A 13,466-nucleotide genomic window follows, 5' to 3' on the forward strand; every position below is an offset into this window, starting at 1 on the left:
CCTTTATCTTTAGGGCCTGACCTACGGAAAAGCTATTTTTTAGCTTTCATTCCTTCTACAAAGCAATGGCGGCAGCGTGCTTCATACGAGTCTGTTTCGCCGAGCAGCACCTGTTGCTCCGACACCGCATTACGGAACGAGTAATGGGCAATATCGCCACACTGCACACAAACAGCATGCACTTTGGTTACATACTCCGACACTGACATTAAAGCCGGCATAGGACCAAACGGTTTGCCTAAATAGTCCATGTCCAGGCCGGCTGCAATAACACGTACGCCACTGTTTGCCAGTTTTGCACATACATCTGCAAGCCCCTCATCAAAGAACTGTGCCTCATCTATACCCACTACATCGCAGCTACCGCCCAGCAGCAGCATATCCTGGGCAAAATCTATAGGCGTAGAGCGAATAGAGTTTGCATTGTGCGATACCACATCCTCGTCGTGATAACGTTTATCCAGGGCAGGCTTAAAAATCTCTACCTTTTGCTTTGCGATCCTGGCCCGGTTCAGCCTCCTGATCAATTCTTCCGTCTTTCCCGAAAACATGGACCCGCAGATTACCTCTATCCATCCTCTTCTGGTAGTTTGCCTTCCGTTGCCTACGCGTGGTTCAATAAACATTGTTCTTTATGTGGTAATTATATATGGCTAAATCTTGAATTGCTGGATTGTTAAAGGTCAAATGTTAGAGGTTGGGTTGCTTATACTGTTCTGTTTCGTAGCTGACAAGACGCAAAGTATTGCGTCTCTACATTCCCATACACGAATAACGAATAACCAACAACTGATAACGATATGGCGTCTTTACATTTATACCTCTTTAATTCTATACCCTTTTAACTTTTTACCTCTCTACCTCCTAAACTCTCTAACCGCTATAGTTCATGTGTGGCAGCTTTGTTTGCTCCGGCACTTTCCCGGTAACGTCGCCGTTCTCTAATGTACATTGGCAGGTCAATCGTTCGTTATCTTTCAGGCGATGGTTGCTCCGGTAACGTTTCTCACCTTCAGTCAGCGGCCCCAAATGCTCCATGCCCTGCACAACAATGATCCGGCAGGTGGTGCAGCGCCCTTTGCCTCCGCATGCATGCATCCAGTCCATGCCCGCGGCCTGTATGGCTTTGAGCAGCGTTTGCCCCTCTCCGACCTTTACTTTAAGTTCGGAAAGGTTTTGCACCGTCAACATTGGCATAATTTTATAACTTTACAGAAGAAAGAGACTCCCTATGGAAGACAAATATAATCAATTACACCTAGAGCAGTATAGCAAACAGTTGGCAAATCTGCTTTGCGACAGACATTTTGCAACCCACGATTCCCTGAATGGCCCTCAGCTTATTGGTTTTACGCCTGTAAAGCAGACTAACCTATTTGTGATAAAAGAGCTTTTGCTTAAATGGCACCAGGAAATGGCAACCCTGCGCAGCCCATACTTCGACTATGAGCACGAAGAAGTAAAAGTGGCCCTGCTTAATTTTATGAATGTGCTTTCGCGCAAAATTCTGATGAAGCGCAATGCATTTGAGCCCCTGCTGCAGAAAGCTATCTATGATACGTTTATAGTGGTATTGGCCCCCATGGTTACTTTCGAAGAAAAGTTTTTGCGCATACAGGAGGAAATCACGCTACCTAAGCTGCAAGAGAACCTGAAGTACATTGATATTGACAAGCATCTTTTTGCCGGCTTTATAGAAACGCTTTCGCCGGGCAACCGCGACAGAGAGTATATCCTAAGCCGCTTTAAACTATACTTAAACGCCAACCAGAACAGCCGCACTTCGCTTTCTGATTTAATAGCTCAGCTTAGCAACCTGCTTGCTATCAGCGAAAATGAGGTGCTGGGTAAACCCGCTCCAACAGCTGTACCAGTTAGCAGAACTGCACCTACACCAGCTGCCCCGATAGAAGAAAAAGAAGTAGTAGCACCTATTCATAACGCACAGCGCGAAACTTCTGCCCCAACAGCAAAGCCTGTTTACAGAGAAGATGAAGACGGTGAAGAAGAAAGCGTGGCTAACCAGCGTCCTACCCTGAACGATAATTTCCGGAAAGCGTCTCCAACTTCGCTGGCCGATGCGCACAGCAACCGTAAAATAGATTCGCTTAAGAATTCCATCTCTATTAACCAGCGTTTTAGTTTTATAAACGAGCTGTTTGAAGGCGACAACATGACCTATTACCAAACAGTAAAGCAGCTCGATGAGTATACCGATGCCGAAGCTGCGAAACTTTATGTTATGCAGGAAGTGGCCGTGAAGTATGACTGGTCTAAAAAGCAGGAACATGTGAGCAAGCTTCTCCGGCTTATCGACAGAAAGTTTTCCTGAACCTGAATAAAATTTACAAAAGGCCCCGGTTATACTTTAGCCGGGGCCTTTTATTTTCCCCTCAGTATCAGTACAGATCAAACAACATTAAAAGCTTACTGCACTAAAATCATATCAACAGTTTTGGATGAGTGCAAAGCACCTGTTGCAAATAATCGCGCGAAATACTAATTATGCACTTCGGATGCGCAAACGCACTTTGTAATTATACTTAAGGCGCTTGTATTTTCAGGGGAAATGCAAAAAGCACCGACACAAACCAAAACTTAACCCGTACTACAGATAAATAACAGAAACCTATCAGCCATGAGAGACGATTTTGACTACGACGAGGATTTTTCCACTGACTATGACGACGAGGATGATGACGACCTCGGAATGACATTTGAGGAAGATGTGTATCTGATGATACGGGAAAAACTTCGGGACACCATTCAGGAGTTTAAAGGGAAATACCCGGATCTGAAGAAACTGGAGAGCGCTGTTGGTTCATTTAAAGTTAATGCCAAAAATACAGATGACTCCAAGTTTTACCCGCTGGCGGCAAAGTTACTGAGTGAGCATATAAAGCCTCTTACAAACGACTCAGAGGAAATTCAGGAGATCTACGACAATATGCAGGCAGATATCGCACGTTTCAAAAACCAGCGTGCCCATGGCCACGAAGGAGATTATTATTTAACCAGCTAAAGTATAGATCCGTATACATACAGCAAAGCCTTTCCGGTATACGGAAAGGCTTTGCTGTTTTACATCAAGGCTTTATAAAAAGATCAGAGCAATAGTAACATAATAGATAATGTGTACTTAAACAGGCCAGGCAAATCACAACTTGACAAACACGCTACTTTACTCGCATAAGCTCACTAACCAATAATTTAACAACACAAGCACAATAATTACTATATTTAGGGGTTTTAAAAATCCTGAAGCAGTATGGCAGCAGACGATCTGATGTATGAAGACAAGGTGAAAGAGCACCAACTAAAGATAAAGCAGGTATTTAGTGAGGTAAGCAAAGCAGTAGTAGGCCAGCATTACATGGTAAACCGCTTGCTGATAGGGCTGTTTACAGGCGGCCATATTCTGCTTGAAGGTGTGCCAGGGCTGGCCAAAACACTTACCATCAACTCGCTGGCCAGAGCACTGCGGCTGGATTTTCAGCGTATCCAGTTTACCCCAGACTTGTTGCCCTCCGACCTGATAGGAACGATGATCTATAACCAGAACGCCTCAGCTTTTGAGGTAAAGAAGGGGCCGATCTTTGCTAACCTTATACTTGCAGACGAAGTGAACCGCTCTCCGGCCAAAGTACAGTCGGCGCTGTTGGAGGCAATGCAGGAGAAACAGGTAACTATAGGCGAGACAACCTTTAAACTAGACCTCCCCTTCCTGGTGTTGGCTACCCAAAACCCCGTAGAGCATGAAGGTACCTATCCGCTACCCGAGGCGCAGGTAGACCGCTTTATGATGAAAGTATACATCGACTATCCGAAGAAGGCAGATGAACTGGAGATTATGCGCCGCATGGCTAACATGTCTTTCCAGGATTCTGTAACGAAGGTACTTTCAAAAGAAGACATCTTTAATATTCGCAACGACATTAACCAGGTACAGATATCTGAGACGCTGGAAAAGTATATTATAGAACTGGTTTTTGCCACGCGCCGGCCTGCTGAGTATGACCTTGCCGAATTTGCGCCATACATACAGTTTGGTGTATCGCCAAGGGCAAGTATAGCCTTAAACAGGGCTGCCAAAGCTGTGGCATACTTTGATGAACGCGACTATGTACTACCGGAGGATATTAAGGAAGTAGCACACGACATCATGAACCACCGCATTATACTTAACTACGAGGCAGAAGCCGACGGCATAACAGCCAAAGATTTTATAGAGGCCATACTTCGTAAAGTGCCTATCAGTTAAGTATAAACCATACTATAAAAACAGGGCTAAAGCCATAGCTTAAAACGCAATTATATACCTGAACGTAAAGATAAGACCCAACTAGAGCCAGTTGGGTCTTATTGTTTGTACTCAAATTCAGGTTTATGTGGAGAGGTTTACTAAAACTATACTTGTTCAGGAAACTTTTTGGAGGTGGCGGCACGGCAGGCGGCAAGGGCGGCTGTGGCCTGGGTGCCGGTTGCTTAGGGCTGGTGTTGATTATAGTTATCATCGTGTTCGTGCTGCGTTCCTGCGGCGGCGATGCCCCTACGTCTACTTTCTAAGTATAGCTAAAAAAAGAAACCCGCCGAATTGGCGGGCTTCGCGCAAAGTGGGAGACTAATCCGCTCTGCTAATGATTGCCACGATGTTTCTCACCCATACATGTGCAACCAGTTTTTTATGAAGGCAGAATTGATGGAACAAATCTAGGGCAGCAATATTAGCTGCAGGTTACTGCAAGATTACTAATTTGTTAAAACCTATAAATTCCTGCCGAATGTGTATGGCACAATCTATCAGCCAGATTCCCTTTAAACCATCAAAACGATACACCAACCTATATATCAACCGCTTACACCAAAAAATCATCAGGTTAATACAAAGTTAACTTCCTCATAATACTGAGGTAATACAGCCCGTCTACCTTTGTCGCATAAAAAGACTATAAACATTATGCGACAATTTCTCACCACAGTTCTATTTTTAGTACTATCTTCCTTTATAAGTGTGTACGCACAGACAGGTAGTATACAAGGCACCGTGAAAGATGCCAAGACAGGCGAAGAGCTCATCGGGGCAATCGTAAAAGTACAGGGTACAGGGCTTGGAGCACCATCCGACGCCTTCGGAAATTTCCGTATCGATAACATGAAGGAAGGCACTTATACCTTAGAAGTAAACAGCCTTTCCTATACTCCAAAAACAATTTCTAATGTAACCGTTGCGGCAGGCAAACCTACCACAGTTGATGTGGCGATGGAGCAGAGCACTGCACAGCTATCGGAGGTAACAATTACCGCAAAAGGAAATAGAGAAGCCGAGCACATTTTACTCCTCGACCAGAAAAAAGCTGTTATTGCAACGCAGTCGATTGGTGCACAGGAACTCTCCCGCAAAGGTGTAAGTAATGCAGAGAGCGCGGTTGCTAAAATTTCGGGCATTTCCAAGCAAGACGGTGTAAAAAACGTATTTGTGCGCGGCCTAGGCGACCGCTATAATACCACCACCCTGAACGGCTTTGCCATACCATCTGAAGATCCTGCTTATAAGAATATCTCTCTTGATTTCTTCGCGAGCGATATGATTCAGTCGGTGAACGTGAGCAAGGTGTTTACATCGTCTATGAATGGAGACGTTGGAGGCGCTCTGATCAATATCAACTCAAAAGAACTTGTTAACGACCAGGCGCTTCAGATTGGCATCTCATCAGGTATAAACACCCAGGTGCCAGGCAGCGACTTTTCGCTTCCGGAGGGCATGAACAGCTTTGGTTATATTACGGCGACAAATGGCCCGAAAAACCAGTTTGGAGAGCGGTTCCTCAATAGTTATTCATTCAATAACTCTCTTGACCCATTACAGAAAAACCCATTGCTGAACAGCGGCATAAGCATATCGGGCGGCAGCAGTTTCCTGAACAAACACCGTTTTTTCATTGTCGGTACAATGGATAATAAATACCATTACCAGGAGGGCGTTACCCGCCTCATTACGGCAACCAACCCAGACAACCCGTTCCGCGATTTCGACTACCAGCAATCGATCCGAACTGCTTCGCATATGCTATCCGGTAACTTCGAATTTAACCTGAACAAGAGCCAACTGAATTTTAACTCGCTATACCTTCACACTGCCGCATCTTCTGCTATGAGCTTTTATGGCAAGGAAACCGAGCTGTTTCAGGTAGCCGATGAATATAACTCCGAAGGACACATCAGACGCTTACAACTTAATGATAACTCGGTGTTTATAAACCAGTTGATCTGGAACGGCGACCTGACCGACAGAATTACGTTTAACGTAGGCGCTGCCGTAAACAATGTCATAGGCCAAGAGCCTGACCGCAGAATTATTATGTTGCCTTCGGCCGGAAGTGGCACGGTGCAGCTGGGTGTAGGCGAAGGAAGAGTGCAGCGCTTCAACAGCAAGATAACTGAAACGGCTATTATACCTAAAGCCAGCCTGCAGTACGCACTTTCAACAGACGCCGACAAACTGTCTTACATAGAAGTAGGCTACGACGGCAGAATAAGCTCCAAAGATTTCTCTGCACCAATCTATAACATTATCTGGGCAGGCGGACAGAGTAACATTCCAACATTTGATTTGGACAACATCCGCCTGGACCCGCACCTGAACCAGCAAACCCTGACCAACGGCGACTTCCAGTTAGAATCCTTCAATGATACATACGATGTGAAAAGAAACAACCACGCAGCGTATGTTGACTTAGTACATAAATTCGGAAACAAGCTTACTTTAAACACAGGCTTGCGCGCAGACAACGTTTATACTAAAATCAATTACAGAGTAAACCGTGGCGCCGACGTAGGCTCAAACATCATAGACGAATTCTTCCTATCGCCGAGCCTGAACGCCAAGTATGAACTGAACGAAAAACACCACATCAGAACAGGTGTAAGCCGCACATACACTTTGCCTCAGGATAGAGAGATATCACCTTTCATTTACTTTGGAATCGATGGAAACGAAAATGGTAACCCGAACCTGGAGGTATCTACAAACTACAACTTCGATCTGAAATGGGACTTCTACATGTCGCCGGAGGATCAGTTATCGGTCAACGGTTTTTACAAGCATATACTAGACCCGATTGCAAGAGTAGATCAGGGCAACTCAGCGGGACTAAGAACCTACGACAACATATCAGACCATGCAGTAGCCACTGGTATAGAAGTTGAAGTTAGAAGATCTCTGATGAACATTGCTGAGAAGCATCGCTTCAATGCTGGCTTGAACGCCTCATATATCTACACAAACGTAGAGCTAGACCCAACCTTCTTCGTGCAGAATACCTCGTCTACCCTGGAGGGCGCCGCACCTTACATATTTAACGCCGACCTGACCTATAATCTGGTAACGGAGAATAATGTCAACTTAACATCGGCACTGGTGCTAAACTACCTGAGCGACAAAGTGCACACCATCGGCACGCGTGGTTTCAATAACCTGATAGAGGAAAGTATAACTACTCTGGACTTTGTTACCTCTGTGGACCTTAACGAGAAGCTTAAATTCGACTTGAAAGCCAGAAACCTTTTGAACCCGGCTTACAAACTTACAAGAGAAGGCGCCGGCTCCGACAAAGCTACGGAAGGTGTAATTATCCGCAGCTACAAGAGAGGCTTGCTGTTCGATCTAGGTGTATCATACAAATTTTAACAATTAGATAAATTATCCTTCATATTGAATTAATCTTCCAATTCTAAATTCGCATAACAAATTTAAAAAAAATGAAAAAGACATTCCTTTATCTATTGCTTCTTCCCTTGGGATTATTCTCTTGCGATGATGACTCTACAACAACGCCAGCTCCAACTGTGAATAGTGAACTGAGTGGTGATATCACTACCGATGTTACACTTGATCCGAAAACGGAATACAAACTAACAGGAACTTTGGTTGTGGCTGAAGGTGGAAAACTCCGCATACCTGCTGGTACAGTTATCAAAGCTGAGAAAGGTTTCGACAAGTACATCCTTGTTAAGCAAGGTGGTCAGATCTTTGCAAACGGTACAGCTGATAAGCCTGTAAGAATCACATCTGGAGCAGCTACTCCTAATCAGGGCGACTGGGGTGGTTTGATTATTAACGGTAGAGCAAAAATCTCCGGTCCAAGTGGCGTAGTTTCTACTGGTACTGCAGAAGTTAACCCTGCTATGATTTATGGCGGCGACAACAACAACGACAACTCGGGTGTTCTGGAATACCTTATCTTAGAATATACCGGAGCAAAATCCTCAGCCGACATTGAGCACAACGGCTTAACCCTAAATGGTGTAGGAAGTGGTACAAAAATTGAAAACATTTATATCCCATATGCATCTGACGACGCTGTAGAATGGTTTGGTGGCTCCGTAAATGTTAAGAACTTGATGGTAGTAGATTCTGACGACGATATGTTTGATGTTACACAAGGCTGGACTGGCACATTAGACAACGCTTATGGTGTTTGGAAGAGTGGTTATACTAGTACGGAAGGTGACCCTCGAGGCGCTGAGCTTGACGGCAACTTGGATGGTAATACCCCAGGCGATGTTAACCAATCTAACTTTACGTTAAAGAACATTACAATTGTTAACGAGTCAGCTTTTGAAATGCATGATGCTGTAAAAGTGCGCAGAGGTGCTAAAGCTAATATTGCCAACCTCCTTATCAAAGGCAACTCTATTAAAGATCTAATCGACTTAACAGACGGCAAGGGCAATGGAAACTCAACAAGTGTAATCGACTATAAATACAACGGTACGTCAACTGCAGGTGTAAAGAACCCAGATAATGCTACTGTAACAGTTAAAGATGCTAATACAGGCGCTAATACAACAGTATTTAGCTGGACTGGTTACAACTTCTAATTATATCTTTTTAAATACAGGTAGGGCTGTCACAAGTGCATATTTGTGACAGCTCTATTTTTTTCTCAGAATTTAAAAGCTTTCCGCCTCAAGTGCCGGAAAGCTTTTAAATTCTGAGAAAAAATTTATACTTCACTCTGCACATTCATGTAATACAACCCGCCTCACACCTTATAAATTGACTGCTTGTTTGTTGCGCAACAACAAAAAAATCTATACCAAACCCAATTTGTTAATATTAGCTCAACATTGAGAAAATACACAAGTAAAAGTAAAACTAATACTGTTATTTTGCTCCAAAATTTAAGAGCTAAAGCAACAGCAGCCTCACTAACTGCTCTGGCTCTAAAGATTGAAGTATAAGTAACTTAGACTATCGATTATACTTTATAACCGTAACAGGTTTAATTTATTTCTCACACTAAATTAAAAGGACGTGTTGTTCAAGAAATTAAGCGCTCTACTTGCGTTCTTTGTATACTTTGCTTCTTTTAACATTGCCAATTCACAAAGTATCAACAAATCAAAACTTGGTGAAGGCCTACAGTTCATTGGCGCCGACTCTTCTTTTAGCCTGAAGTTCAGCACGCGATTTCAGATGCTCTATCAGGGCGCTATCAACAATTCTGCAGAGCAGTTAGACGACCGTTTCTTGATCCGCAGAGCACGTCTTGAATTCGAAGGTTTTGCCTACACTCCTAAACTTGAGTATAAAATAGAATTAGGCCTGAGCAACAGCGATATAGGCAACGACGACCCTGCCAGATTCAACAACGCAGACAATATTGTACTAGACGCGGTAGCTATGTGGAACTTTGCACCAGGCTGGGAGTTGTGGGTGGGCCAGACAAAGCTGCCAGGTAACCGAGAGCGCATCATCTCATCTCAGAAAACGCAGTTCGTAGACCGAAGCTTGCTTAACTCCCGCTTTAATATTGACCGCGACACTGGACTGCAACTACACCACACTCATACGATAGGTACTGCTGTTGTTCGTGAATCTGGTTCCATCTCTATGGGTGAAGGTCGCAACATTACAGTTGACAACGCAGGAGGCTACGATTACACTGCCAAAGTTGAAGTAATGCCTTTAGGTGAGTTTGAGGGAGGCGGCGCTTACGTAGGCAGCGACATTTACCGCGAAGAAACTCCGAAACTTGCTATTGCAGCTGCCTACAACTTTAACGACAATGCCTCTAGGGAAGGTGGTCAGCTAGGTGACTTCTTAGTTGATGAGCGCGACCTGCGTACCCTGTTTGTAGACTATATGTTTAAATACAGGGGCTTCTCTTCTATGGCAGAATATGTCAGCAAAACAGCACCTGCCGGACCAGTGGTCTTAACAAGCAATGAAGGACAGGTTGAGGAGACATTTGTAACCGGAAATGCTTTTAATATTCAGGCTGGTTATCTTTTCCCAAGCAACTGGGAGATCGCAGGCCGTTACACAACTTATAATCCTGAGAAGGTCACTAACTTACGCCCACAAAAGCAGTATACGCTGGGCTTAACTAAGTACATTGTGGGCCATAGCTTAAAGGTACAAAGTGATGTAACGCTACAAGACACGCCAGGAACAGAGAACACGTACCTGTTCAGAGTGCAAGTGGAGGTGGCCCTGTAAGCCTTAAAGCTTAACAATAACTTAACATTGCAGGCTTCTTATTATGATAGGTTCTCTCTCTCTTTGCAGTCCGAAACAGGCAAGTGAAGAGCGTCAAACACTTTAAATACAACTAGCTGAGAACCATTTCAGTATACCAACAGGAAGTATAAATTATATTTTAAAAACAACCTATAACCAAACCAACTCTGGCTTATGTTAAACTTTAAGCTTTCAAGTGTAAAATTCAATGCCACGGTTCTACTTGGCGCAACACTTATGTTCAGTGCCTGTGGCGGGAATAATGAGGAAGGAGCCAACGGAGAAGTGGCTGGCACAGTTCAGATAGACGGCTCATCTACGGTTTACCCTGTTACAGAGGCTGTGGCAGAAGAATTCCGTGCTGAGGCGCCGGATGTAAAAGTAACTGTAGGCGTATCTGGCACTGGCGGCGGCATGAAGAAATTTACCCGCGGCGACATTGACATGGTAAACGCGTCGCGCCAAATGAGCCAGTCGGAGGCAGAGCAGGCTAAAGCCAACAACATTGAGTATGTAGAGCTTGAGGTTGCCTTCGACGGTCTGACCGTAGTAGTACACCCTGAAAACGACTGGGTAAAAGACATTACCGTGGCCGAGCTGAAAAAGATCTGGGAACCAGAGGCACAAGGCACTATCAAACGCTGGAACCAGATCCGTCCGGAATGGCCTGACAGAGAAATTCACTTGTACGGAGCAGGTGTAGAGTCTGGCACTTACGACTACTTTACAGAGGCCATTGTAGGTAAAAGCCACTCCAGCCGCGGCGACTATACTGCCAGCGAAGACGACAACGTGCTGGTACAAGGCGTATCAACAGACCCGCTTGCACTTGGTTTTTTTGGTTATGCGTACTATGATGAGAACCAGAGCAAATTAAAAGCCGTGCCTGTAGATAACGGACAGGGCGCTATTCTGCCATCTCTTGAAACAGTAAAAGACGGAACTTACGCACCGCTTTCGCGCCCGCTTTACATTTATGTAAACTCTAAGGCTGCCGCCCGCCCGGAAGTAGTGGAGTTTGTTAATTTTTACCTCGATAATGCCCCTGAACTTAGCGAAGAGGTAGGATACATTCCGCTGCCAGCCGACAGGTATAAAGCGCAGAAGGAAAAGTTCAATCAGTTTGCAGAGGGCTTAAAGAAATAGATTTTAACAAAAAAGGCTGCAGTATTGCCATACCTGGTAAAGCTGCAGCCTCTAAAATAACAGCACCTTGAGAGCATCCGAGAAAATAATCGAGGGCTTGTTGTGGTTATCAGCCGTAATCACAATACTAATCACCGTTGGCATTATCTGGGTTCTGCTCTCAGAGTCAATCAGCTTTTTCAGTGAGGTGTCTATCATCGAATTCCTGACAGAGAAAGAATGGACCCCACTTTTTGCCGATAAGAAATTCGGAATAATGCCGCTTGTTGCCGGCACCCTGCTTACCACAGCTGTGGCCATTGCCGTAGCTTTGCCCATTGGCTTAACCATTGCTATCTACCTGAACGAGTACGCCCATGCCCGCTTGAAGCAGGTTGTAAAACCGATGCTGGAGGTTTTGGCAACTATCCCAACGGTAGTTTATGGTTTTTTTGCCTTAACTGTGGTAACGCCGTTTCTACAGCAGTTTATACCTGGCCTTGCTGGTTTCAACGCGTTATCAGCTGGTATCGTGATGGGCATCATGATCATTCCGATGATTTCTTCTTTGAGTGAGGATGCTATCAGCGCTGTGCCACGTTCTTTGCGCGAAGCAGCTTATGGTATGGGATCAACAAGACTACAGACTTCTTTTGGGGTAATGGTTCCTGCTGCCTCATCGGGTATTGTGGTATCGGTTATACTTGCCATCTCCAGGGCAGTGGGCGAAACTATGATCGTAGCCATTGCCGCTGGTCAGCAGCCGCGCCTAACACTAAACCCGTTGGTGCCCATCGAAACCATTACCACTTATATTGTACAGGTTAGCTTAGGAGACGTACCGCAGGGCTCGCTGGAGTATAAAACCATTTTTGCAGCAGGTATCACGCTCTTCATTTTCACGTTTGTGCTGAACAACCTGAGCTTCTGGATCAAAAAGAAATACCAGGAAAAGTATGACTAACTCTGAAAAAAACAGACTCAAGGATAAGGCCTTCCAGGTCTTCGGCATCTTCTGCACCTTTATCGGGTTAGTAGTGCTTGGCATCTTTTTGTTCGATATTATACTTGAAGGAGCCAAACGAATAGACTGGGACTTCCTGGTAAGCCTGCCATCTCGCAGGGCCAGCCGCGCAGGTATACTCACCGCCTGGGTGGGCACTATCTGGATACTGCTGCTTACAACCATCATTGCGTTTCCGCTGGGAGTTTCAGCTGGTGTTTACTTGGAGGAGTATGCTAAAAAAACAAAACTGGCTAATTTTCTGGAGATAAACATTTCTAACCTGGCCGGGGTGCCCTCTATTATTTATGGTTTGCTTGGCCTGGAGATATTTGTGCGCCAGATGCGATTGGGCAGCAGTTTGCTGGCAGGTGCGCTTACATTGTCATTGCTTATACTTCCGATCATCATCGTTACCACCCGCGAGGCCATAAAAGCAGTGCCGCGCAGCATTCGCGACGGTTCTTTTGCACTGGGTGCCTCTAAATGGCAGACAGTGTGGCACCAGGTTTTACCGGCCTCCTTTGGCGGCATACTTACAGGTATTATCCTGGCACTATCCAGAGCTGTGGGCGAGGCAGCTCCGCTTATTGTTATCGGGGCATTGGCTTATGTGCCATTTACGCCGTCGTCGCCGCTGGATGAGTTTACCGTATTGCCTATCCAGATATTTAACTGGACATCCAGGCCACAGGAAGCGTTTTTGACAAATGCCGCTGCTGCCATTATCATACTTTTGATCATCACCTTTATGCTAAACGGAATTGCCGTATACTTGCGTAACCGTCAGCAGAAAAAAATAAAGTGGTAAAA

12 protein-coding genes are annotated in these 13,466 nt (G+C 45.0%); 10 read left to right on the top strand and 2 right to left on the bottom strand.

The features are described 5' to 3' along the window. Nucleotides 1-32: 32 nt before the first annotated feature. Both K0O23_RS02140 and K0O23_RS02145 read right to left on the bottom strand, forming a co-directional pair. Nucleotides 33-626 carry a thymidine kinase gene (locus tag K0O23_RS02140; protein WP_219875722.1) on the bottom strand — a complete coding sequence of 198 codons (594 nt, stop codon included), beginning with the start codon at nt 624-626 and terminating at the stop codon, nt 33-35. 247 nt (nt 627-873) lie between these two features. Continuing rightward, nucleotides 874-1,197 carry a 2Fe-2S iron-sulfur cluster-binding protein gene (locus K0O23_RS02145; protein WP_219875723.1) on the bottom strand — a complete coding sequence of 108 codons (324 nt, stop codon included), beginning with the start codon at nt 1,195-1,197 and terminating at the stop codon, nt 874-876. Nucleotides 1,198-1,231: 34 nt separating this feature from the next. On the opposite strand from K0O23_RS02145, the gene K0O23_RS02150 reads away from it, so the two are divergent. The 10 genes from K0O23_RS02150 to pstA all read left to right on the top strand — a co-directional run bounded on the left by K0O23_RS02150 (nt 1,232) and on the right by pstA (nt 13,464). Then, on the top strand, nt 1,232-2,332 hold the full coding sequence (locus K0O23_RS02150) for a hypothetical protein (RefSeq protein ID WP_219875724.1): 1,101 nt from the start codon (nt 1,232-1,234) through the stop codon (nt 2,330-2,332). A 306-nt stretch (nt 2,333-2,638) separates the two neighbouring features. Beyond that, complete coding sequence (locus tag K0O23_RS02155) at nt 2,639-3,022, top strand: hypothetical protein (RefSeq protein WP_219875725.1); 384 nt, start codon at nt 2,639-2,641, stop codon at nt 3,020-3,022. A gap of 246 nt (nt 3,023-3,268) precedes the next feature. Then, nucleotides 3,269-4,261 carry an AAA family ATPase gene (locus tag K0O23_RS02160; protein ID WP_219875726.1) on the top strand — a complete coding sequence of 331 codons (993 nt, stop codon included), beginning with the start codon at nt 3,269-3,271 and terminating at the stop codon, nt 4,259-4,261. Nucleotides 4,262-4,386: 125 nt separating this feature from the next. Then, nucleotides 4,387-4,566 (top strand): hypothetical protein, encoded by a 180-nt coding sequence (locus K0O23_RS02165; protein WP_219875727.1) that lies wholly within the window; start codon nt 4,387-4,389, stop codon nt 4,564-4,566. Nucleotides 4,567-5,011: 445 nt separating this feature from the next. Continuing rightward, nucleotides 5,012-7,687: a TonB-dependent receptor gene (locus tag K0O23_RS02170; RefSeq protein WP_219875728.1), complete on the top strand. Its 2,676-nt coding sequence runs from the start codon at nt 5,012-5,014 to the stop codon at nt 7,685-7,687. Nucleotides 7,688-7,758: 71 nt separating this feature from the next. After that, complete coding sequence (locus K0O23_RS02175) at nt 7,759-8,880, top strand: hypothetical protein (RefSeq protein WP_219875729.1); 1,122 nt, start codon at nt 7,759-7,761, stop codon at nt 8,878-8,880. A 439-nt stretch (nt 8,881-9,319) separates the two neighbouring features. Beyond that, nucleotides 9,320-10,504 (top strand): porin, encoded by a 1,185-nt coding sequence (locus K0O23_RS02180; protein WP_219875730.1) that lies wholly within the window; start codon nt 9,320-9,322, stop codon nt 10,502-10,504. A gap of 195 nt (nt 10,505-10,699) precedes the next feature. Further along, complete coding sequence (locus K0O23_RS02185) at nt 10,700-11,671, top strand: PstS family phosphate ABC transporter substrate-binding protein (RefSeq protein ID WP_219875731.1); 972 nt, start codon at nt 10,700-10,702, stop codon at nt 11,669-11,671. Between the two features lie 67 nt (nt 11,672-11,738). Next, nucleotides 11,739-12,614, top strand: coding sequence for a phosphate ABC transporter permease subunit PstC (pstC, locus tag K0O23_RS02190; RefSeq protein WP_219875732.1), 876 nt, complete (start codon nt 11,739-11,741; stop codon nt 12,612-12,614). After that, nucleotides 12,607-13,464, top strand: coding sequence for a phosphate ABC transporter permease PstA (gene pstA / locus K0O23_RS02195; protein ID WP_219875733.1), 858 nt, complete (start codon nt 12,607-12,609; stop codon nt 13,462-13,464). The genes pstC and pstA overlap by 8 nt, the downstream gene beginning before the upstream one ends. Nucleotides 13,465-13,466: the final 2 nt, after the last annotated feature.

This window comes from Pontibacter aydingkolensis (genome assembly GCF_019443125.1).
GTDB classification, from domain to species: Bacteria; Bacteroidota; Bacteroidia; order Cytophagales; family Hymenobacteraceae; genus Pontibacter; species Pontibacter aydingkolensis.